At 67.3% G+C, this 21279-nt stretch carries 23 protein-coding genes; 18 read left to right on the top strand and 5 right to left on the bottom strand.

The annotated features are described in order from the left end of the window. The first annotated feature begins 300 nt into the window (after positions 1 to 300). Complete coding sequence (locus ACXAJT_RS10105; protein ID WP_475234926.1) at positions 301 to 645, top strand: RidA family protein; 345 nt, start codon at positions 301 to 303, stop codon at positions 643 to 645. A 43-nt stretch (positions 646 to 688) separates the two neighbouring features. Here ACXAJT_RS10105 and ACXAJT_RS10100 read toward each other — a convergent pair whose 3' ends face one another. From ACXAJT_RS10100 to ACXAJT_RS10085, 4 genes are all read right to left on the bottom strand, one after another. Next, complete coding sequence (locus tag ACXAJT_RS10100; RefSeq protein ID WP_475234924.1) at positions 689 to 1486, bottom strand: ABC transporter permease; 798 nt, start codon at positions 1484 to 1486, stop codon at positions 689 to 691. Further along, positions 1483 to 2211, bottom strand: coding sequence for an ABC transporter ATP-binding protein (locus tag ACXAJT_RS10095; protein WP_475234922.1), 729 nt, complete (start codon positions 2209 to 2211; stop codon positions 1483 to 1485). The genes ACXAJT_RS10100 and ACXAJT_RS10095 overlap by 4 nt, the downstream gene beginning before the upstream one ends. A gap of 29 nt (positions 2212 to 2240) precedes the next feature. Further along, on the bottom strand, positions 2241 to 3056 hold the full coding sequence (locus ACXAJT_RS10090) for an ABC transporter permease (protein ID WP_475234921.1): 816 nt from the start codon (positions 3054 to 3056) through the stop codon (positions 2241 to 2243). 135 nt (positions 3057 to 3191) lie between these two features. Beyond that, on the bottom strand, positions 3192 to 3395 hold the full coding sequence (locus ACXAJT_RS10085; RefSeq protein WP_475234919.1) for a hypothetical protein: 204 nt from the start codon (positions 3393 to 3395) through the stop codon (positions 3192 to 3194). Positions 3396 to 3583: 188 nt separating this feature from the next. Here ACXAJT_RS10085 and ACXAJT_RS10080 point away from each other — a divergent pair, with 188 nt between their 5' ends. The 17 genes from ACXAJT_RS10080 to ACXAJT_RS10000 all read left to right on the top strand — a co-directional run bounded on the left by ACXAJT_RS10080 (position 3584) and on the right by ACXAJT_RS10000 (position 20178). Then, positions 3584 to 5179, top strand: a complete 1596-nt coding sequence (locus ACXAJT_RS10080) for a sensor histidine kinase (protein WP_475234917.1) — start codon at positions 3584 to 3586, stop codon at positions 5177 to 5179. A gap of 5 nt (positions 5180 to 5184) precedes the next feature. Then, positions 5185 to 5904 carry a response regulator transcription factor gene (locus tag ACXAJT_RS10075; RefSeq protein ID WP_475234915.1) on the top strand — a complete coding sequence of 240 codons (720 nt, stop codon included), beginning with the start codon at positions 5185 to 5187 and terminating at the stop codon, positions 5902 to 5904. A 75-nt stretch (positions 5905 to 5979) separates the two neighbouring features. Then, the gene (pqqA, locus tag ACXAJT_RS10070) at positions 5980 to 6072 is read left to right on the top strand and encodes a pyrroloquinoline quinone precursor peptide PqqA (protein ID WP_066111709.1); all 93 of its coding nucleotides are present in this window, start codon (positions 5980 to 5982) and stop codon (positions 6070 to 6072) included. A 22-nt stretch (positions 6073 to 6094) separates the two neighbouring features. Continuing rightward, positions 6095 to 7009, top strand: a complete 915-nt coding sequence (gene pqqB, locus ACXAJT_RS10065; RefSeq protein ID WP_475234913.1) for a pyrroloquinoline quinone biosynthesis protein PqqB — start codon at positions 6095 to 6097, stop codon at positions 7007 to 7009. Continuing rightward, positions 7006 to 7770: a pyrroloquinoline-quinone synthase PqqC gene (pqqC, locus tag ACXAJT_RS10060; protein ID WP_475234912.1), complete on the top strand. Its 765-nt coding sequence runs from the start codon at positions 7006 to 7008 to the stop codon at positions 7768 to 7770. The genes pqqB and pqqC overlap by 4 nt, the downstream gene beginning before the upstream one ends. After that, the gene (pqqD, locus tag ACXAJT_RS10055; protein ID WP_475235346.1) at positions 7770 to 8045 is read left to right on the top strand and encodes a pyrroloquinoline quinone biosynthesis peptide chaperone PqqD; all 276 of its coding nucleotides are present in this window, start codon (positions 7770 to 7772) and stop codon (positions 8043 to 8045) included. The genes pqqC and pqqD overlap by 1 nt, the downstream gene beginning before the upstream one ends. A 72-nt stretch (positions 8046 to 8117) precedes the next feature. After that, positions 8118 to 9251, top strand: coding sequence for a pyrroloquinoline quinone biosynthesis protein PqqE (gene pqqE / locus ACXAJT_RS10050; RefSeq protein WP_475234910.1), 1134 nt, complete (start codon positions 8118 to 8120; stop codon positions 9249 to 9251). A gap of 324 nt (positions 9252 to 9575) precedes the next feature. Then, on the top strand, positions 9576 to 10763 hold the full coding sequence (gene repA / locus ACXAJT_RS10045) for a plasmid partitioning protein RepA (RefSeq protein WP_475234909.1): 1188 nt from the start codon (positions 9576 to 9578) through the stop codon (positions 10761 to 10763). Beyond that, a complete protein-coding gene (repB, locus tag ACXAJT_RS10040; protein WP_475234907.1) occupies positions 10763 to 11734 on the top strand; it encodes a plasmid partitioning protein RepB in 972 nt (323 codons plus the stop codon). The genes repA and repB overlap by 1 nt, the downstream gene beginning before the upstream one ends. A 182-nt stretch (positions 11735 to 11916) precedes the next feature. Continuing rightward, positions 11917 to 13053 carry a plasmid replication protein RepC gene (gene repC, locus ACXAJT_RS10035; RefSeq protein ID WP_475234905.1) on the top strand — a complete coding sequence of 379 codons (1137 nt, stop codon included), beginning with the start codon at positions 11917 to 11919 and terminating at the stop codon, positions 13051 to 13053. 189 nt (positions 13054 to 13242) lie between these two features. After that, positions 13243 to 13908 carry a DUF58 domain-containing protein gene (locus ACXAJT_RS10030; protein ID WP_475234904.1) on the top strand — a complete coding sequence of 222 codons (666 nt, stop codon included), beginning with the start codon at positions 13243 to 13245 and terminating at the stop codon, positions 13906 to 13908. Positions 13909 to 14057: 149 nt separating this feature from the next. Beyond that, positions 14058 to 14684 (top strand): S-(hydroxymethyl)glutathione synthase, encoded by a 627-nt coding sequence (gfa, locus tag ACXAJT_RS10025; protein ID WP_475234903.1) that lies wholly within the window; start codon positions 14058 to 14060, stop codon positions 14682 to 14684. A 190-nt stretch (positions 14685 to 14874) separates the two neighbouring features. Then, positions 14875 to 15603, top strand: a complete 729-nt coding sequence (locus ACXAJT_RS10020; protein ID WP_475234902.1) for a LuxR C-terminal-related transcriptional regulator — start codon at positions 14875 to 14877, stop codon at positions 15601 to 15603. Between the two features lie 13 nt (positions 15604 to 15616). Beyond that, the gene (locus ACXAJT_RS10015; protein WP_475234897.1) at positions 15617 to 16774 is read left to right on the top strand and encodes an FIST N-terminal domain-containing protein; all 1158 of its coding nucleotides are present in this window, start codon (positions 15617 to 15619) and stop codon (positions 16772 to 16774) included. Continuing rightward, positions 16771 to 18993: a sensor histidine kinase gene (locus ACXAJT_RS10010; RefSeq protein ID WP_475234896.1), complete on the top strand. Its 2223-nt coding sequence runs from the start codon at positions 16771 to 16773 to the stop codon at positions 18991 to 18993. Before ACXAJT_RS10015 ends, ACXAJT_RS10010 begins: the two co-directional genes overlap by 4 nt. Positions 18994 to 19144: 151 nt before the next feature. Then, positions 19145 to 19816, top strand: coding sequence for a hypothetical protein (locus tag ACXAJT_RS10005; protein WP_475234895.1), 672 nt, complete (start codon positions 19145 to 19147; stop codon positions 19814 to 19816). Then, positions 19813 to 20178: a hypothetical protein gene (locus ACXAJT_RS10000; RefSeq protein ID WP_475234892.1), complete on the top strand. Its 366-nt coding sequence runs from the start codon at positions 19813 to 19815 to the stop codon at positions 20176 to 20178. The genes ACXAJT_RS10005 and ACXAJT_RS10000 overlap by 4 nt, the downstream gene beginning before the upstream one ends. 87 nt (positions 20179 to 20265) lie before the next feature. On the opposite strand, the gene ACXAJT_RS09995 is transcribed toward ACXAJT_RS10000, so the two are convergent. Next, positions 20266 to 21075 carry a quinoprotein dehydrogenase-associated SoxYZ-like carrier gene (locus tag ACXAJT_RS09995; protein WP_475234889.1) on the bottom strand — a complete coding sequence of 270 codons (810 nt, stop codon included), beginning with the start codon at positions 21073 to 21075 and terminating at the stop codon, positions 20266 to 20268. Positions 21076 to 21279 lie beyond the last annotated feature (204 nt).

The following is a 21279-nucleotide window of genomic DNA, read 5'->3' as shown; positions in this document are numbered from 1 at the left end:
GATTGTTCGCACAACCGCTATCGCACTGTGGCACCTCGTGCATGTGTATCAGCGCACTGAGTCGCTCTGTTGGAGCCGACGGCGACCCGACGTCACCGTCCTGCCCGTGGCCGCGGCTCTGCGGTCTTGGCACCCATCGCCCCGGATCGCCTGCGGTTCGCCCCGCCCCTGCACGCCCAACCAGAGCCGCGCGCTCTTGCCGCCGCCACCTGCCGCAGTCTAACTGGCCGCGGGCGCATCTCGCGCCCGCGCATTTCCCGCCCCCGCACAGCCTCCGGGGCGCACACGAAAGGACATCCCATGAGCATCACCCGCATTCAGCCCGGCCCCCGCATGAGCCAGGCCGTGGTCCACAACGGCATCGTGCATCTGGCCGGTCAGGTCGGCCATGGCGCCGATGTCACCGCGCAGAGCCGTGACGCGCTGGCCTCGGTCGAGAAGCTGCTGGCCGAGGTCGGCTCGGACAAGTCCCGCATCCTGTCGACAACGATCTGGCTGGCCGACATGGCCGATTTCGCCGCGATGAACGCCGTGTGGGACGCCTGGGTCGACCCCGAAAACCCGCCCGCCCGCGCCTGCGGCGAGGCCAAGCTGGCCACGCCCGACTATCTGGTGGAATTCCTCGTGGTGGCGGCGGTCGACTGATCCGCGCCATCCAAACGCGCCCGGCGCGCCGCCCCGCGGCGCGTCATCCGCGCTTGCGGCGGCGGGTCATGCCGTGCGCCGGATCGTAGCCCAGCAGCGCCAGTCCGAAGAATACCGCGAAGGCCAGCGCCACCCACAGCAGCGCCCAGCCGTTGATCTGCCGGTAGAGCGCGAAGCGGATCAGTTCGACCGCATGGGTGAACGGGTTCACCGCGCAGATGTCGCGCAGCAGGGTCGAGCTTTCGGCCATTTTCCACAGCGGGTAGAGCGCGGTCGACAGAAAGAACATCGGGAAGATGACAAAGTTCATCACCCCGGCGAAATTCTCCAACTGCTTGATGGTCGACGAGATCAGCAGCCCCAGCGCCCCTAGCATCAGCCCCGACAGCACCAGCGCCGGCAACGCCAGCACATAGCCCCAGCCGGGCAGCGTGATGCCAAAACCCGCGGCGATGGCGAGGAAGACATAGACCTGCAGGATCGACACCGCGACCCCGGCCAGCAGCTTTGACAGCAGCAGCCACCAGCGCGGCAGCGGCGAGGTCAGCAGCAGCCGCATCGAGCCCATTTCCTGATCGTAGACAAGGCTCAGCGAGCTTTGCATGCCGTTGAACAGCTGGATCATCCCGCACAGCCCCGGCACGATATAGACCTCATAGGTGATGTAGGTCTCGTAGGGCGGGATGATCGACAGGCCAAGCGCGGCGCGGAAGCCCGCGGCAAAGACCACCAGCCAGACCAGCGGGCGCACCAGCGCGGCCAGAAACCGCGAGCGCTGGTGCACGAAGCGCAGCGCCTCGCGCCGGATGATCGCCAGCATCGCGACGAGCCAGAGCGTCATGCGCGCGCCTCGCGCACGGGCGCGCCCGTCATCTCGATGAACACATCTGCCAGCGGGCGGCCCGCGCGCAGCGCCGCGGCGCGCGCATGCGTCAGCACCCGGCCGCGATGCAGCACCACCACGTCGTCGCCGTCGTCGATCTCATCCACCAGATGCGTGGCCCAAAGCACGGTTAGCCCGCCTTGCGCCAGCGCATGCACATGCGCGGTGATCGCGCGGCGGCTTTCGAAATCGAGCCCCACCGTCGGCTCATCCAGCAGCAGCACCTGCGGGCGATGAACGAGCGCGCGGGCGATCTCCATCCGCCGCCGGTGCCCGCCGTTTAGGTTGCGCACCTTCTCCCCCGCCCGCTCCTGCATGCCCAGCTGCGCCAGCGCCGTCTCGGCCCGCGCCGCCGCCTCGCGCCCGGCGATGCCGTGCAGCGCCGCAAAATAGCGCATATTGCTGGCCACGCTCATGTCCAGATCCAGCGTCGGCTGCTGGAACACCACGCCGATCTTCGACAGCGCCGCCCGCGGCTGGCGCGCAATGTCATGCCCGGCGACGCGAATATGCCCCTCGCGGCTGACGAAAAGCCGGGTGAGCAGCGCAAACAGCGTCGACTTGCCCGCGCCATTGGGCCCCAGAAGCGCGGTAAAGCCGGGCCGCAGCGCAAAGCTCACCCCGTCCAGCGCGCGCTTCGGCCCGTAGCTGTAGCCGAGGTCAGTGATCTCCAGCGCAGTCATAGAGGTCCTTCCGTCATCGCCGCGGCACGCTATCCGCGCCAGCGGCGCGCGCGCCGTTCCCACGGTTGCAGCACCAGCCATTCCACCGCCAGCATCACCGCGATGAAGGAAAACGCGTAGACCAGCACCATGGCCACGTCGAAGAGTTGGAAATAGAGGTGTATCTGAAAGCCCACCCCATCCGAGCGGCCAAGGAACTCGACCACCAGCACGATCTTCCAGATCACCGCAATGCCAGAGCGCGCGGCAGCGGTGATGAATGGGGTGAGCTGCGGCAGCACCACGTGGCGGAGCCGCGCCAGCCGCGGCATCCGATAGACCCGTCCCATCGCCTCCAGCCCCGGATCGAGCGCCCGCGCGCCTTCGCGGATCACCGTGGTCACATTGGGGATCTTGTTGAGCGTCACCGCCACGATCGCCGCCGTCTCGGTGAGACCGATCCACAGGTAGCACAGCACGATCAGCACCAGCGCCGGCAGGTTGAGGAACACCACCAGCCAAGGGTCGAGCCAGCGATCAATCCGCGGATACCGCCCCATCACCAGCCCCAACGCGATGCCGAAGGCCATCGCCAGCGCAAAGGCCCAAAGCACCCGGATCAGCGTTCGCCCAAGGTGATAGGGCAACTCGCCCGATCGCAGCGCCTCGGCAAAGGACGGCAGCAGCGCCCATGGTTGCGGCAACACCTGCGGATCGGCGGTCAGCGCGGCGGCCAAGATCCAAAGACCCAGCAGCCCGGCCAGCGACGCAAGCGCCGTTCCCGAGCGCCGCGCGGGCGCCGGGTGAGCCTCGGCGCCGCTATGGCAGACGCCGGTGAAACGCGCTGCGGTGTCGTTGCCCTGCACGTGATCCTCCCTCGTCGGCAGAGGGTCTGCACGGGCATCGGCCGCGTCAATTGCTCCTTTAGGAGCGGTTCGGCCAGAAAGAAAGGACTGCTAAAAAAAGATCAACGAATGGATACGAAAGGCCGCCACCGCGCCTCAGGCTTCAAGATCGCCCTCGCCGACATACCGGCAGCGCCAGCCGTGGACGGTGAAGGCAGGGTGTTCTTCGGCCCATCTTGCAAGTTCGGGCTGCGCGCCCATCATGCAGGCCATGGGGGTGACATCGGTGTAAATGAGGCTGCGCTCCGAGCATTGATCGGGCGCAGTCTGCAAACATGCCACAAAGAGAAGCTCAATCATGGGTGCCTCGCTTGGTTGAACGTGATGCCCCGCCATTATCGCGCGCTCCCCTTAATATTCAGGGGGGCCGATTTGTGTCAGCCTCGCAACCGCGCAGCGCTGCACAGGAAACGCACAGACCTGCCGCCAAATTAGGCGACTTCTGGGCGATCCCGGCGAAAATCCGGCGCATTTTTGGGCAAGGGCGCATGTCGCTCAAGGCCCGCCTTGGGCTGGGCGCAGCGATTTTGGGCCTCGTCACGCTGTTCACCGCGCTGATCGTCGTCTCCGGACTGGCCCGGGTGTCCGACCGTCTCGAAGAGGCGCTGGCCGCCGAACAGCGACTCGAGGACTACGCCGCGCTCTCGACGCAGGTTTCCACCTATATCCTCGTCGCCGCCGAGATGACCCAAACCGGGCAGCCCGCCGAGGTGCGCGCCGCGCGCACCCGCCAAATCGTCGAGACGCTGCAGGGCACATTCGCACGGCTGCGCGACAGGCTGGATGTGGAGGTGAGCGGCGTGCGCGGCCTCGACGCGCAAAGCCGCCGCGCCACGCTGTCTCTGGCCATCGCCCGGATGGAGGCGCAGTTGCGCGCCGCCCAAGCCGGGTTCCTCACCGGTGGCCCCTCCAGCGGCCAGTTGCGCGCGCATATCGATGCCTTCGCCTCGGCGGTGGAGCCGTTGCTGGCCGAGGCGGTGAACGAGGAACGCCGCCTGCGCCGGGAAATTCTGACCGGCATCGACCTCCTGCGCCACCGGCTGACGCTGTCTGCGGCGCTTATGGCGGCCATCGCGCTGCTGCTCTCGGCGGGCTTCTACCTGCGCCTGCTGCGCCCGCAGTTTCAGCGGCTCGATGCCCTGCAGGGTGCCGCCCGGCGCATCGGGCAAGAGGATTTCTCCGTCACCCTGCCCGGCACCCGGCAGGACGAGATCGGGCAGCTCTACACCGAGACCAACCGCATGGCGCAGGCCCTCGCCGCACGCGCCGCCACCGTGGCGCAGGACCGCGCGCAGCTCGAAGACACCATCGCCGAGCGCACCGAGGCGCTGCGCGCCGCCAACAGCCGGCTCGAACGCACAGATGAAGACCGCCGCCGCTTCTTTGCCGACATCAGCCACGAGCTGCGCACCCCGCTGACGGTGATCTTGATGGAGGCGCAACTGGGCCGTCAGGGCGCACCGCAGCCACAGCAGGCCTTCGCCACCATCGAAAACCGCGCCACACGGCTCGGTCGTCGCATCGACGATCTGCTGCGCGTCGCCCGCTCGGAAACCGGGCAACTGGCGCTCGATCCCGAGCCGGTGGCGCTTGCGCAAGTGGCCGATGAGGCAATCGCCGAAACCGCTGCCGAGCTTGCCAACGCCGGGATGACCCTGACCCGCGCCCCCGAGCCATCCGTACCATCTGGGCCGCTGACCGTGCTGGCGGACCGCAACTGGCTGCGGCAGGTGGTCTCCGGGCTGATCCGCAACGCCATCCGGCACGCCCGCGACGGCGGCGCGCTGCGCATCGAGATGCGCGCGCCGCCGGGCCGCGCCGAGATCGCCATCGCCGACAACGGGCCCGGCATCCCCGCCGCCGCGCAGGCGCGGGTCTTCGACCGGTTCGGGCAATCCGGCACGCAGGCCGCGCAGGGCTTTGGCCTCGGCCTGCCGCTTGCCCGGTGGGTGGTCGAACAGCAGGGCGGCGCGCTCGAGGTGCAAAGCCCCCTGCCCCGCACCGCCGCGCTTGGCGCGGCGCCGGGCACCGAACTTACCATCCGCCTGCCATTGGCAGACCCTGACGCGACCACCGCAGGATGACAGCCATGCCCCAGCCCGCCCGTCTCCTCGTCGTCGATGACGACCCCGAGATCTGCTCTGCGCTGGCGCGCGGTCTGGCGCTGCACGGCTACGCGGTCGAAACCCGCAACCGCGCCGCCACCGCCCTGCCCGAACTGACCGGCCCGGCCAGCCAGCGTTTCGACGCGGCGGTGATCGACGTCATGCTCGGCGCCGACAGCGGCCTCGCGCTGGTCCGCGCCGCGCGCGAGGCGGGCGCGCAGTTGCCCGTCGTCATGCTCTCGGCGCTCTGCGAGGTCGAGCACCGGGCTGCCGGGCTCGAGGCCGGGGCGGATGACTACGTGGTCAAACCCTTCTCCTTCGACGAGCTGGTCGCGCGGCTGCAGGTGCAGCAGCGCCGCGTCGCCGCGACCCGCCCCGCCCCGGCGCGGCTCGACGCCACCGACCGCCGCATCACCGCCGGCAGCCGCGACGCGCAACTGACAGAGCGCGAGTTCGCGCTGCTCTCGCTGCTCGCCGCCCATGCCGGCACACCGCTCACCCGAGGCGAGATCTTCGACCGGCTCTGGGCCGGCGAGAGCCGCTCGGAAAACGTGGTCGACGTCTATATCGGTTATCTGCGCAAGAAACTGCGCCCAGCCACCGACTTCGGCTTCGAGATCGCCACGCAGCGCCAGCGCGGCTTTTGCCTCACCGGCGTGGCACCGCTGCGCAGTGGCACCGACCTTGGTCTAGGCGGCTCTTAGATTATAAGACTCGCCCGCCGCCGGTCCGGCTTGCCACAGTGATCCCATCGCAACCCGCGAATGGAGGAGATTGAGATGGCCTGGACGAAGCCGGTGATCCGCGAAATCGAATGCGGCATGGAAATCAACATGTACGGACCCGATCACGACGACGGCGTGTTGTTCTGATCGGCCGCGCGCGGAGAACGTGATGCAAGGGATCCGCGCGCACATCCTTGGCGCTGCTGCCGGGGGCGGCCTGCCGCAATGGAATTGCGGCTGCGAAAACTGCCGGATGGCCCGTGCAGGCGACATCCCCGCCCAGACCCAAAGTTCGCTGGCCGTCTCGGCGAACGGAACGGACTGGGCGATCCTCAACGCCTCGCCGGACATCCGCGCACAGCTGGCCGCCACCCCGGCGCTGCACCCCACCGGTCTGCGCGATCTGCCGCTGCGTTCGGTGCTACTGACCAATGGCGACATCGACCATGTGGCTGGCCTGCTGACCCTGCGCGAGATGCAGCCCTTCACGCTCTACGCCACGCCCGGCATCCATGAGGTGATCGCCGCGAACCCGGTGTTCTCGGCGCTCAACCCGAAAGTGGTGACCCGCGCCACGCTGGCGCTGGAACAGCGCGCCGAAATCGCCCCCGGTCTTCACGCCACGCTCTTTGCCGTGCCGGGCAAGGTGCCGCTCTACATGGAGGGCGGCGCGATGGCGGGCGGCGAGCTGCAGACCGACCTGATGGGCGAGCAGACCGTCGGCGTCGAACTGACCTCCGGCGAAACCCGCGCCTATTACATCCCCGGCTGCGCCCGGCTCGACGCGCCGCTGCGCGCGCGCCTCAGCGGCGCCGCTCTGGTGCTCTTTGACGGCACGCTCTGGCGCGACGACGAGATGGTCGCCGCCGGGCTCGGGGCCAAGACCGGCCGCCGCATGGGCCATATGTCGATGAGTGGCGCGGCGGGCTCGATCGCCGCCTTCGAGGGGCTCGATGTCACCGCCAAGGTCTTTGTGCATATGAACAACACCAACCCGGTGCTGCGCCCCGGCGCGCCCGAACGGGCCGAGGCCGAAGCGGCGGGCTGGATCATCGGACAAGATGGAACGGAGCTGACCGCATGACACACGCCGCCCCCCTTTCCCGCGCCGAGTTCGAAGCCCGGCTGCGCCACATCGGCGCGACGCGGTACCACGATCTGCACCCGTTCCACGCCCGGCTGCACGGCGGCGGCTGCAGCCCCGACGAGGTCCGGGCCTGGGTAATCAACCGCTACTACTACCAGCAAGCGATCCCGATGAAAGACGCCGCCTTCATGTCGCGCGTCACCGATCCGGATCTGCGCCGCGCCTGGCGCGCGCGGATCGAAGATCACGACGGCACTGACACCAACGAGGGCGGCATCCGCCGCTGGCTGCGGCTGGCCGATGCGGTGGGGCTCGACCGCGACTATGTCGCCTCCTGCGCGGGCGTGCTGCCTGCCACCCGTTTTGCCGTCGACGCCTATGTGCGCTTCGTGCGCGACAAGAGCCTGCTCGAAGCGGTCGCCGCCTCGCTCACCGAACTGTTCGCGCCGAAAATCCACGCCACACGTATCGAGGGGCTCCTGCAGAATTACGCCTTCGCCGATGACGCGGCGCTGAGCTATTTCCGCAACCGGCTGACAGAAGCCCCGAAAGACGTCGCCTTCGGCCTCGCCTGGGTGCTGGGCAACGCCGACACCGCCGAAAAGCAGGAACAGGCGGCGCAGGCGCTGATCTTCAAGACCGATGTACTGTGGTCCCAGCTCGACGCGCTCTGGGGCGCCTATGTCGCCCCCGCCCGCATCCCGCCCGGCGCCTGGCGCCCCGGCGAGGGGCTGGCGCCCGGCGCGGCGGCGGCGTGATGGAGCCTTGCGCCGTTCCCGCCCTGCCCCGCGGCGTACGGCTGCACCACGACCGGGTGCGCGGCGGCTGGGTGCTGCTCGCCCCCGAGCGCGCGGTCACCCTCGACCCGATCGCCCACGCGATCCTGTCGGAAATCGATGGCATCCGCAGCTTCGCCGAGATCACCGCCACCCTCGCCGCGCGCTACGCCGCCCCGCCCGAACAAATCGCCACCGATGCCGCGGGCTTCCTCCAAGCCCTGCACGCCCGCCGCTTCCTCGACCTCTCCCCATGAGCCGCTTCTTCTCTTTCCAAATACGCACGGCCCGGCGCCGACCACGGGCCTTCCGCAGATCAAAGGCCCGCCATGACCCAAGACGCCCCGCCGAAAACCACGCCCGCCGCCCCCATCGCCATGCTGGCCGAGCTCACCCACCGCTGCCCGCTGTCGTGCCCCTATTGTTCGAACCCGGTCGAACTGACGCGACAGGACAGCGAGCTGGACACCGCCACATGGGCGCGGGTGTTCCGCGAGGCGGCGGATCTCGGCGTGCTGCAACTCCATCTTTCGGGCGGCGAGCCCGCCACCCGCCGCGATCTCGAGGAGCTGGTGCGCGCCGCGCGGGAGGCAGGGCTCTACACCAACCTCATCACCTCGGGCATTGGCCTGACCGAGCGGCGGCTGCGCGCGCTCGACGCGGTCGGGCTCGATCACATCCAGCTCAGCCTGCAGGGCGCCACCCCCGAGATGGCCGACGAGATCGGCGGCTATCGCGGCGGCTTTGCCCGCAAGCTGCAGGTCGCCGGGTGGATCGGGCAGATCGGCGTTCCGCTGACGCTCAACGCGGTGCTGCACCGGCGCAACCTGCACCAATTGCCGCGCGCGCTGGAGATGGCGCTGGAGATGGGCGCGCGGCGCATCGAGGTGGCGACGGTGCAGTTCCACGGCTGGGCCCTGAAGAACCGCGACGCGCTGATGCCGACCCGCGCGCAGGCCGAAGCGGCGACGCGCATCGTCGCCGAGGCGCGCAACCGTCTCAAAGGGCGGCTGGTGATCGACTATGTGCCCGCCGACTACCATTCGCAGTATCCCAAGCGGTGCATGGGCGGCTGGGGCTCCACCGGGCTCAACGTCGCGCCCGATGGTCAGGTGCTGCCCTGCCACGCGGCACAGAGCATCCCGCATCTGACCTTCGACACTGTGCGGGACCGTCCGCTGGCCGAGATCTGGACCGGCAGCGCGGCCTTCAACGCCTATCGCGGGACAGATTGGATGCAGGAGCCATGCCGCTCGTGCGCGCGCAAAACGGTCGATTTCGGGGGCTGCCGGTGTCAGGCGATGGCGCTTGCGGGCGATCCGGCGGCCACGGATCCGGTCTGCGTCAAATCTCCGCATCATGTCGACCTTCAGGCCCGCGCCGAAGCCCATGCCAGCGCCGCCGCGGCGCCGATGATCCACCGCAGTGCCCCCGGCAAGCCGCTCCCCGAACCCGCCGAGTGAGTCTGGCTGCGCGGAATCATCCCCGATTAGAGCCTGTTAGGCTCCGAGTCGCCCGCCCTCACGATTCGACACGCTGCGTCGTCTTTGCGCCGATCCCTGCGGTTCGCCTTGAAATTGCGCAACACCGCCCCTACGCCCACATGAATTCGCCTTTTACTTTAATTTCAAACTGTTAACGAGCCTCTTGCGCGCATTGCCTGAAGCTCCGCAAGATATCGCAGACACCCCCCTGCCCCGGAGCCGCAGGAATCTGTGGACAACTACGCCCTCTCTTGCGTAAAGAAACGGTAATAAAAGCGCTGGCGGAAAACAGCGTTACCGAAAATGAGGGCAGCAGTGGCGGAACCGATTCACATCAACGCCCGCGTGCGGGAGAACGCCGAAGCGATCAGCGCGGCGCTCGAAGACCATATGCTCAAGGTCTTCGCCCCCGATGCGCGAAAGGAATTGCGCCGTTTCTCCGCCGGAGAAGCGGCCGAACTGCTTGGCATCTCTCCGAGCTTTCTGCGCAAGCTGCATTTCGAAGGCCGCGTGCCCGAGGTGCATACCACGCCGGGCGGAAGAAGACACTATTCCGGGGATGATCTGCTCGAGATCCGCAAGATTCTCGACAGCACCGCCAAGACCAAGGGCACATATCTGCGCGGGCGCCGCGAGGGCGACAAGGTGCAGGTGCTGTCCTTCCTGAACTTCAAGGGCGGCTCGGGCAAGACCACCAGCTCGATCCACACCGCGCAGCGGCTGGCGCTGAAGGGCTATCGCGTGCTGGCGGTCGATATCGACCCGCAGGCCTCGCTGACGACCCTGTTCGGCTACCGCCCCGAGTATGATTTCCTGCATTCCGGCACGATCTATGACGCGATCCGCTACGACGACCCTGTGCCGCTCTCGCAGATCGTGCAGAAAACCTATTTCACCGGCATCGATCTGGCGCCGGCGGGGCTGATCCTGCAGGAGTTTGAGCATGAGACGCCGCAGGCGCTGATGAACAACATGCAGCCGCCGTTCTTTGCCCGGATGGCCGCCGCGCTGCAGGAGGTCGAAGCCGATTACGACGTGATCATCTTCGACTGCCCGCCGCAGCTTGGCTATCTGACGATGTCGGCGCTTTGCGCCTCGACCGGGGTGCTGATCACCATCGTGCCCAACATGCTGGATATCGCCTCGATGGCGCAATTCCTGCAGATGAGTGCCGATCTGCTCGACGTCGTGTCGAACGCCGGGGCAAGCATGGAGTTCGATTTCCTGCGCTTCCTGATCAACCGCTACGAGCCCAACGACGGCCCGCAGCAGCAGGTGGTGGCCTTCCTGCGACAGCTGTTCGGCGAAGAGGTCATGGTCTCGGCGATGCTGAAATCGACCGCGATTTCAGACGCCGGCCTGACCACGCAGACGCTCTACGAGGTCGACCGCTCGCAGTTCCACCGCAACACCTACGACCGGGCGGTGGATTCACTCAATCAGGTCAACGATGAGGTCGAGTCTCTCATTCAGAAAGCATGGGGACGCTGATGGCACGCAAGGGCATTTTGGAACCACGGATCTCGACACTGGGCGGCGGCACAGAGCGAAAACCGACGGCGGCTGAATCGCGGATGATGCCGCGCGGTGCGGTCGGCGCGCTGCAAAGCTCGCTGTCGAAGCTGCAGGAAAACGCGGTTCAGGAGATCGACGCCGAGCTTATCGATGACGCCGGTTTCGAAGACCGCCTCGGGCTCGATCCCGAGGCGCAGGGCCAGTTGAAAGAGAGCCTGCAGACCTACGGTCAGCAGGTTCCGGTGCTTTTGCGCCCGCATCCCACGCAGAACGGCCGCTTCGAGATCGTTTACGGTCGCCGCCGCCTTGGCGCCCTGCGCGAGCTGGGCATGAAGGTCAAGGCGATGGTCCGCCAGCTTGACGACCACGCGCTGGTCATGGCGCAGGGGCAGGAAAACACCTCTCGGCAAGACCTTAGCTTCATCGAAAAGGCCAGTTTCGCGGCGCAGCTGCAGGACTCGGGCTATGAACGGCAGACAATCGCGGCGGCGCTGTCGATCGATCTGCCGATGGTCAGCCGTATGCTGAAGGTGGGCACGGCGTTCTCGCTGCCCTTCCTGCGCCGCATCGGTTCGGCCCCCGGCATCGGGCGCGACCGCTGGATGGCGCTGGCGAAAATTCTACAGGACGAGGCGGCAAGCGCCCGCGCCGAAGAGGCGATGCGCGAGCCCGGCTTCGACGGGCTCGATTCCGACGCCCGTTTCGATGCGGTCTATGGTGCCACGCAGCGCAAGACCACCGTCGCCAAGCCCCCTGCCCCGCGTCCGCGCAGCCTGCGCGCCACCGATGGCACGGCGCTGGCCGAAATTCGCAGCACCGCGCGGGGCCTGACCCTGACGGTGCCGTCAAAAACAGCTGATGGTTTCGATCGCTGGCTCGACGCCCGCGCCGAAGAAATCATCCAAGACCTTCACGACCGCTGGCAAAGCACCCGGTCGGAAGACTGAGAGCAGTAGAAAAACAACGGAGGCACGAGAGGACAGGCGACAGAAAAAAGAAAAGCCCCCCAGGACGGATCCCGGAAGGCCCTTCTCGAAAGTAGCAATTTGAGTTAGCCGCCAGAGCCGTTCCCTGTCAACTCCGCATCACGGTGTGGGGCAGGAATTTTGTTGTCTTTCGTGAAAAATATATGCTGGAGACGTCCCGACAGCCTGTCGGGCGGCCAATCTCGGCTTGCCTGACGGCGCAGGCCGGCACCCATGACAAGTGGGCGCTGCTGCGCGACCTTACACTTGCGTCCGAAGACTTCGGTCTCGGACACCGCCCGCTTTCGGTGCTGAAGGCGCTTCTGACCTTCTGGCCCGACCGCGAGCTGCCCTGCGAGGGCGCGATCGTCTTTCCCTCAAACCGGGTGCTGTCCGAGCGGCTTTCCGGGATGCCCGAAAGCACCCTGCGCCGGCATCTGGCAAAGCTTGTCGAAAGCGGTATTGTCAGCCGTCACGACAGCCCCAACGGCAAGCGCTATGCCCGGCGCTGCGGCGCGCAGATCGGCATCGCCTTTGGCTTCGATCTTTCCCCCCTCGCCCGCCACGCCGACACCATCAGCCGCGCGGTGGCAGATGCCGAAGCGCGCCGCGAACGCGTCGCGGTCCTGCGCGCCCGGCTTGGCCTGTTGCGCCAGCGTCTGTGCGACCTTGGGCCGGATGGCGACACACCGCTGCTGGAAGAGGCCCGTCTGCTGCTGCGCCGCAAGGTCTCGGAGGACACGCTGGCCGGGATGATCGCCCGTCTCGACGCGGCGCAACCGGTCGACACGCCCTGCCCCGAGGCTCTGGAAGCCAGTCCCACGACACCGCAAATGAGCGGCAGCAACAGCCAAAATGAGCGGCACATACAAGAAACAGATAGATCCTTTTCTGACTCTGTAAGCGCCCAGCCTTCACAGGTGGCGCCAGCGGATCAGGATCGCATTGCTGAGAAAGACGAGATCAGCCTTCCGCAGATCACCGACACCTGCCGCGAGTACCAAGCCTTCTTCCCTGAAAAGCCGCGCAGCTGGCACGAGTTGATCGCGATGACCCAGAGGCTTGCGCCGATGATGGGGATCGACCCGCCAGTGTTGCACGAAGCGCAGCGCATCATGGGCGCGGAACGCGCTGCGGCGGTGCTGCTGTGTCTGCTCGACCGGCACGCGGAGATCCGCAAGCCCGGAGCCTACCTCAGACGGCTGACACAAATCGCCCGAAACGGGGTCTTTTCGGTCTCCAGCATGCTCGGCGCGCTGTCGCGGAAGGGTTCAGCGGAAAATTGTCAGCTGACAATTTGAAAATCGGCGTGTTTTCAGTTGGTTGCAAAATGCGGCCCTGACACGTCCGGCTGACAACGCTGACCTGCGACCTTGGGCTGTGTTTCAGCCCCCTGTCAGCAGGCCTAGACTGCTGTCCACCACCCACGACACGACACAAGCGCAGAGACCCCTGATGCATCCGGCCACCCCCCGTCCGAGGATTTTGCGATGACAGCTTCCCTGCACATCCCCGGCGCAAGCCTGCAGGCCACCGAACTCGCTGCGCTGCGCCGCACCGCGCAGGACGCATTTGGACCTTGGCACCCCGGCACTCTACCCGGCGCCGTATTGGTGGCGGATTTCCGGCCTTCGATGCTACGCGGCCAACTGCGGGCCTTCCGGTCTGTGGCCGCTGCCGAAGCGCTGGCGCTGATCGGATGGCGGGTTTGCCTCGATGGCGGCTGGGTCGCGCTGCTGGCCCTTGGCGCCGGTGCGCCGGTGCTGATCTCCCCCGCCTATGGCGCCGAGGGCATGGCGCGGGTGATCGACGGGCTGGTGCAGGCGCATGACCTCGCCGAAGGGCTGGCGCTGGCCGGGCAGTTCGAAGACCCGCCGCTGACGCAGGCACTTTGCGCGCTCGACGGCTTTGCCTCTCCCGGTGCCGCGCTGGTCATCGCCTCGGGGTTCGAGATACCCGGCAAGGGCCTTTCGGCGCGGATCGAGGCGCTGTCGCGGGCACATCTTCTGCGGCTGCTGCATGTGACCGACGGTGCCGATCCCGAGTGTCCGCCAGCGCGCGGCCTGCTGGCGCTGGACGCCAATCTGCCGCCCGAGCACACGGCGGCCTACCTGTCGCGCGCCCTGCAGTCGGTGCCCGGAGGCCGCTGTATCTGAGCCGGACGGCTGACAATCCGGTCCGTTCAGGCCGTGCCGTTTCAATCCCGAAGCCGATACCAATGGTGCAATTGCCAGCCCGCTGTCGCGGTCGCACCCTTGATACAGGCGCGTCAGACCGCTGCGCCCGCTTGGGAGGAGCAAAAAGAATGGGAATTCTCGACAAGATATTCGGTGGTGACGAGGACGCGGCAGAGCCGCGCTATACGCATGTGAAAATTCACCCGCAGGTCGACAATGGCATCTCGCCTGCGAACCCGGGGTTCGCGGGCGGCACGCTCAAGTGTCGCTGCGCCAGTGATCCGGTGGTGGTGAAGGTCGGCGCGCAGACCGCCCACAACCATGTCTGCGGCTGCACCAAATGCTGGAAACCCGATGGCGCGGTGTTCAGTCAGATCGCCGTTGTCAGCCGTGATCAGGTCGCGGTGACCGAGAACGAGGACAAGCTGCAGGTGGTCGATCCCTCGGCGGCGATCCAGCGCCACGCGTGCAGCGGCTGTGGCGTGCACATGTATGGGCGGATCGAGGACACCGGTCATCCGTTCCACGGGCTGGACTTCGTGCATACCGAGCTTTCCTCCGATGGCGGTTGGGCCCCGGCCGAGTTCGCCGCCTTCGTCTCGTCGATCATCGAGTCGGGGGTCGATCCGGCGCGGATGGATGACATCCGCGGACGGCTGCGCGAACTGGGGCTGGAGCCCTATGACTGCCTGTCGCCACCGCTGATGGATGCGATCGCCACCCATGTGGCCAAGCAGAATGGGGCGCTGGCATAACGCCGTTTGCAACGCTGATCCGGCTGGCACCGCCGCGGCAGACCGCGGGGGTGCCGCGCGTGTTCTATCAGGTGCCATTTTCCGGGGTGCGGCTTTCCGCCCGTCGCGGCGGGCCGCGCTGACGCCGGGGAATTACACCATTGCGCGAAAGAAATTTCATGCGCTAACGTCAAAGCGGGAGGAGAGTTCAATGAAAGACATGCAAGATGCGGCTGCATCGGGCACGATCGGTTCTGTCCTGATCGTCGATGATCACCCGCTGTACAGCGACGCGCTGGCTACGGCGCTTCGGATGGCGTTTCCCGATTGTCAGCCGTCACAGGCGCCAACGCTGGGCGCCGCGCTTGATCTGCTGGCGCAGGGGGTCGCGCCCGATCTGGTGATGTTCGATCTCAAGCTGCCGGATGTGTGCGGCATCTCGGGCTTTCAGAAACTGCGCGAGGCGCTGCCGGAAACCCCGGTGCTGGTCATCTCGTCGCTGACCTCGGCGCAGGTGGTGCAGGCGCTGATGGAGGAGGGCGCGGCGGGCTTTCTTCCCAAGGACGCGCCGACGGCGGTGCTGCGACAGGCGCTGCGCGAGATCGCGTCGGGCCGGACCTATGTGCATTCGGGCTACGCCGGGCGCGCGGTGATCGACCCCGCCGAAGAGACGCCGTTCGAAGCGATGCATCCAAAGCTGGCCGAACTGACGCCGCAGCAGAAACGCATCATGAAGCTGATCTGCGCGGGCAAGCCGAACAAGCAGATCGCCTATGAGCTTGATCTGGCCGAGGCCACGGTGAAGGCGCATATCACCGCGCTGTTGCGGCGGCTCGGGGTGCAGAACCGGACGCAGGCGGCGGTGCTGGTGGAAAGCTCGCAGCCGGCCACGGCGATCGGCGCGGCGGATGCCGACGCGCAGGCCTTCCTGAGCCGCTGAGCCGCCGACCGGAATGGCGCCCGACGGCCAGCTGCCCCGCTTCATCCGCATCGCCGTTTCGCACAAGTCCGAGGCCGCCGCCGCCGTGACCGAGGCGCTGGCGGCGCTCGATCTCAGCGAGACCTGCTTCATCCTTGCGTTTCTGCCCGATGGGCTGGCGCCGGACGCGGTGGCCGCTGCGCTTGATGCGGGCTCGGGCGGGGTGCCGGTGTTCGGCTGCACCACCGCCGGGACGATCACCACCGAAGGCTACGAGACCGGCGCGCTGCTGTTGCTGGCGTTCCCGCGCGAGCACTTCCGCTGCGCCTCGATGCTGATCTCGCCGCTGAAACCGCTGGAGATGAAATCCATCGCCGCCGAGGTGCGCAATCACGCCGCCCGGTTCCGCCGCACCGCCGGGTGGAACCGGCTGGCACTGATTTTTGCTGACGGGCTGGCCAAGCAAGAGGAGATGCTGGTCGCCACGCTGGAGGCGGCGCTTGGCGAGGTGCCGGTGTTTGGCGGCTCGGCGGGGGACAATCTGGCCTTCGAAGAGACCTTCGTACTGCATGAGGGGCGGTTCCACAGCAATTCCGCGATTCTCCTTATGGTTGAAACCGACCTCGAGTTCCAAGGCCTCGGCTTTGACCATTTCCTGCCCACCGACCGGCAGGTGGTGGTCACCCACGCGCTGCCCGAAGAGCGGCTGGTGTTCGAAATCAACGGCGCCCCGGCGGCGCTGGAATACGCGCGCATCGTCGGTTGTCCGGTCGAGCGGCTGTCGCCGCAGGTGTTTGCCGAGAACCCGATGCTGGTGCGGCAGAACATGAACTACCATGTGCGCGCGATCCACAGCGTTCCGGGCAGTCACGCGCTGTCTTTTCTGGGGGCGATCGACGACGGTCTTATCCTGACGCTGGGGCGCGGCAAGGAGATCATCGAGACGCTGGAGGCCGAGCTTGATACGCGCGGGCCTGAAGGCGGGCCGCCGGATTTCGTGCTCGGGTTTGATTGCGTGCTGCGCAAGCTGGAGATCGAGCAGAAACAATTGGCCCCGGCGGTCAGCGAGATTTTCCGCCGCCGCCGGGTGCTGGGCTTCAACACCTACGGCGAGCAGCACTGCGGCGTGCATGTGAACCAGACCTTCGTTGGCGTGGCGTTTTTCGATCCCGGGAGGCGTGAGCTGGCATGATCGACCCCGAAGAGCCGATGGAGACGCAGCTTGCCCGGCAGGGCCGGATCATCGACGCGCTGATGCGCCGTGCCAACCGTCAGCACGAGGTCGGCAGCAGCGCCTATGGGGCGTTCCAGTCAGCCATCGCGCTGCAGGCGCAGGTCTGGGCCAAGACCCGCGATCTGGAGCGCACCACCGACGAACTGCGCCACGCCCGCGACGACACCCAGCGCATGCGCAAGAACCTCGCCGATGCGCTTTCGGCGATGGACGGCGGGGTGGCGCTGTTCACCGGCGGACGGCTGGAGGTATGCAACGACATCTTCCAGACGCTGCTGCCCGATATCTCTGAACGTCTGCAGCCCGGGCTGCGCATCGATGCCTGTCTGGGGGCCATGGCCGAGAGCCGCCATCTGGTGACGGTGGAGGTCAGCTTCGACACCGCGCTGGCGCAGGCCCGGCGGGGCAGGGGGGCCGCGGTGGTCACTCTGGTGATCGAACTGACCGGTGATCGCTGGTATCAGGTCAACCTGCAGCGCACCAGCGACGAGAACCTCGTGCTGCTGCTCACCGAGATGACGCCGATCGTGCGGCGCAATCGCTCGGAAAAGGAAAGCCTGATCGACCGCCACGCCGACTACCTGCAGGCGGTGTTCGAGAATATGACCTCGGGGGTGTGCACCTTCTCGCCGCAGGGCGAGGTGATGATGTACAACCAGCAGTTCCGCCAGCTTCTGGGGCTGCCCTACACGATCTTGCAAAAGGGCACCGAGCTTGGCCGCCTGCTGGATTTCGTCGCGCAGCACGGGCTGATCTCGGAGGCCGCCGAGCATGACATCGCCCATTGGCTCGACCGGCTGGAACGGCAGGGCCGGCTGCGGCGGCGGCTGCGGCATGCCTCGGGGCGGATGCTGGATTTGCACGCGCACCGGCTGCCTGATGGCGGCGTGCTGCTGGAGCTGAAGGACGTGACGCTGGAAACCCGCGCCACGGTGATGCTGGAGAACCGGGTGATCGAACGCACCGCCGAGCTGACCCGCGCCAACGCGCAGCTGCGCGAGCAGTTCGAACAGAAGGCGCGGGTGGAAGAGGAATTGCGGCTGGCCAAGGAGCGCGCCGAGGCGGCGGTCTCGTCGAAGACCCGTTTCCTTGCCGCCGCCAGCCACGATCTGCTGCAGCCGATCAACGCCGCCAAGCTGCTGATCGCCACGCTGCTCGACTCCGCCTCGGGCACCCGCTTTGCGCCCACCGTCGAACGGCTCGAGGGGTCGTTCAATTCGATCGAGCAGCTGCTGCACTCGCTGCTCGACATCTCGCGGCTGGAAAGCGCCGACCGTTCGCTCACCCCGTCCGAACTGTGTCTGGGCACCTTGATGCGCAGCGTCTGGGAGGATCAGACCCCGGTGGCACAGCGCCGCGGCGTGCGGCTCGACGTTGTGCCCAGCATGGTTTTCGTGCGCTCCGATCCGGTCTACCTGCTGCGCTCGATCCAGAACCTCGTGGTCAACGCGCTGCAATACACGCCCGACGGCGGGCGCGTGCTGGTCGGGTGCCGTCGTCGCGGATCGCGTGTCGAACTGCAGGTCTGGGACACCGGCATCGGCATCAACCGCAAGGATCAGAAGCGCATCTTCGAAGAGTTCGCCCGCGCCGACAATGTGCCCTTGGGATCGGGCGTGGGCTTGGGTCTGTCGATCGTCGACCGCACCTGTCGGCAATTGGGGCATCACGTGCGGGTGCGCTCGAAGCCCGGCGTCGGGTCGGTGTTCAGCATCGAGATGGAGGTGGTCGAAGGGCGGCAGGCGGCGCCGGAGGACTCGCGCGGCAGCGACAGCGTGGCACCGCAGGAGATGGATCACATCGTGCTGCTGATCGAGAACGACCCCGATGTGCTCTACGCCTTCAGCCAGAAACTCGAACAATGGGGCGCCAGCGTTCTGGCGGCGCGCGGCATCGACGAGGCGTTGCAGCACGTGCGCGACATGGGCATGCCGCCTGACATCATCCTCGCCGATTACCAACTCGACGGCGACGAGACCGGCGATCACGCCATCGCGGCGATCCGCCGGGCCTGCGGCGTGCAGGTGCCGGCGATCATGATCACCGCCAACCGTGGCAACAGCCTTCTTAAGAAAGGCGCGGCGCAGGGGTTCTCGATCCTGACCAAGCCGGTGCAGCTGGCGCGGCTGCGCGCGCTGATCGAATGGAAGACCCGCTGGCAGGCGCCGGAGGGGTAGGGGGCTGGCCGCAGCAAGGCGCCCCGTGCGGCCAATGCGCCCTGTGCGCCGCCCGACTGCGTCGGCGCGGGCACCGACAAAAGTCGGCAATGACAGGCGGGGCAGGGGGGGTAGGCTGCGCAATAGCAGACCATGCGGGAGGAGATGCGCCATGCACAGGAAACTGGCCCTGATCGCCGTGCTGGGGGCGCTCGCGCTGCCCGCCGGGGCAGCCACCACCGAGGCCGAGCAGACCTACGAGCTGCTGTTCAAGCAAGGCACGCTCGACGATGTCAGCGCCGACGCCGAACTGCAGTACACCCGCGCGGTCAGCAACCGTGCCGCGCCCGAGACGGCGGCGCGCGACAGCGGCGAGATTGCGCTGTCGTTCGATGAAAGCGGGCAGGCGCCGATCGCGCATCTGCAGTTTCGGCAGGACGGCAAGCATCGCAACCTCGGCACGTTTCCGGCCAGCGTCGGCAACCCGATGATCATGTATTTCTACGAGACGGTGATCCGCGACATGGCCGAAACCGCCGGCGGCTCGCCCTACTACATTCGCAACCGGGTCAAGGAGGCGCTGGTGGAGCCGGCGCAGATCGAAACCGGCGCGGCGCAGGTCGGCGGTGAGACCGTCGAGACCCGCACCGTCACTCTGCGCCCCTTCGAAGGCGACCCAAACGCCGCCCGCATGCAGGGCTTTGGCGATCTGGAACTGCGGGTGACCATGTCGGAGGCGGTGCCCGGCTGGTACCTGAGCTTCGTGGCCGAGGCCCCGGACGCCGAAGGCGCGGCGGGCGGCTACCTGTCCGAACTGCGCTTTGCCGGGACGGTGGCAGAATGATCGGCCGCGTCGCCCGCGCGCTGGCGCTCTGCACTGTGGTCTGCGCGCCCGGTGTCGCAGCGGCGCAAAGCATGGCCGAGCGGCTCAATGACTACCCCACCGAGGCGCGCGCCGATTACGTCTTTGGCTGTATGGCCAGCAATGGCCAGAGCCGGCAGGTGCTGCGGCAATGCGCCTGTTCGATCGACGAGATTGCCGCGATCCTGCCCTACGAGCGCTACGTCGAGGCCGAGACGGTGCTGTCGATGCGCCTCACCGGCGGCGAGCGCATGGCGGTGTTCAACAGCGCCGTCGCCGCCAACACCATCGTCGCCGACCTGCGCCGTGCACAGGCCGAGGCCGAGGTGGTCTGCTTCTTCTGAGCCGGCTGTTTCATGCTGCGCGACACGGCTCGAAGCGCCCCCCGCTGCCGCCCCTCCGGCGGCGGGGGCTGGGCGCGCGGCATCGCCTCAGCCACCGGCCTTCGGCAGCACCTTCTCGAATGTGTTGCCTTCGGTGTCCTGCGCCTTCACCGTCAGCGCTGCGGCGCCATTGTCGGCATAGGTGAAGCGAAACGCCGGGTTTTCCGAGATCGAAATGCCACCCTGCATGGAGAACAGCCGCTCTTCGCCTTGCCAGACCTCCAGCCAGTCGATGAAATGCGCCGGGATGAACAGCTGGGTGATCTGGTCGCGCTGCAGCCCCGAGTAATTGGGATGGCGGATCTGGATCTGCGCCTCGCGCCGGGCTGTCGACTGCACCTGCTCCGCCGCCCCGAACAGCCGCAGCTTCATCTGCCCCATCCCCGCCAGCGCCGCCTCCGGGTCCTTGGTGGCCGGGGCAGAGCAGCCGCCCGAGGCCTTCACAAAGCGCCCGTCCATGTGCAGGCCGTCCTCCGTCTCGGCGATCACCCGGACGTTGGAATATTGGTTCACCCGCAGCCGCAGTTCGAAATCCAGCGGTGCCATCGCAGGGCCGAAGGCGAAGGTGCCGGCAACCGGCGCGGGGTTTTCGTCGACCACCACGGTGGCCCCGGTGATCGTCGCGGCGGGATCGGTCTGCACGATATGCACGGGCACGGTGGCGGCATCTTCGGCGCGGTAGGGGGCCGCGACGGTGAACAGGCCTTCCGCTGGGTAAAGCTCTGCGCCGCCGATAATGTCGCCGCGCAGGTCCTGCCACGTGGCGCTCTGCTGCATCGGGTTCGGCACATCCGCCGCCATCGCCGCGCTGGTGATGAGCGCCGCCAGCAGCGGGGTCACAAGCGTCTTGGGCACCATGCTCTTCTCCCTGTTGCGATGCGGCGAGTGTGCCCCGGGCGGGCCGCCGGGGGGAACCGAGCGCATGGTCGGTATGGATCGCACGGCGCGGTGGCGCGAGGTTTGCGGCAGGAGATCCTGTCGATGGATTCCGCCGGAACGCGGTCGACGATGTCCACCTCGCCGGTTTCCAGCAGCGCCATGCGCGAGCCGTCCTCGGGCACC

Source organism: Salipiger sp. ABF4_146 (genome assembly GCF_056161345.1).
The sequence above is the reverse complement of the archived record's forward strand: the minus strand, read 5'-3'. Positions and strand labels throughout refer to the sequence as shown.